At 37.0% G+C, this 709-nt stretch carries 1 pseudogene; it reads left to right on the forward strand.

The window, feature by feature from the left end:
- Positions 1–709, forward strand: a pseudogene (locus GMD4S_RS12500) (bacteriocin-associated integral membrane family protein); the annotation flags it as partial.

Here is a 709-nt window from a genome sequence, read left to right on the forward strand (position 1 = left end):
AACAGTGGGTGGGGCGCTTGTGATCAATCTAGGAGTATGTTTCTTGCTTGATTACAAGCCAAAAGATTTGTTCCCAATGTTATGGTTGTCGCATTTTTTGCTTTTGCAACTTTATCTCTTTATCAGTTGGTTGACTTACCTCTTAATTCAAAAAATGACAATCAGCTCTTTGCTGAAAGGTTTTTCATCTTTCAAATTTAGTCTACTCTTTAATTATTTGATGAAAATTGGAACTACTATTTTACTGACAGTCTTGCTAGTTGGGGTAGGAAAAAGTTTGGAGCAAGAAAACAAAGAGTTGGATTACCAGAAACAGTGGATCAGTCAAGGAAATTATCTGACCTTGGAAACTTTTCAACTCAATGATAATCTGTGGCAAGAGCAGTTGGCAGGCTCAGGGCAAGCAGTGGATTATTTCTATCGATTTTATCTGGATTTGGTAGAAAAAACGCAGGCGGGCTATGTGCAAAGTAGCAGTCTTCCTGTAAAAAATTTTGTCAAATCAGAACAGATTCAGCAATATCAGTTAACAGATACGGTGGATGTTTACTATGCTAATCGCAATTTTCTAAAGAGCAAGGAATTCAAGTTACCCGATACCGGCACTAAAAAAGTTATTTTGATGCCAGCAAGTACGAAAGGTGAAGAAGATAAAAATCAGCTCTTGGGGAAATTAATTGCCTATCTTTCTATGAAGTATGAAGAGCAG

This window comes from Streptococcus sp. GMD4S (assembly GCF_000296955.1).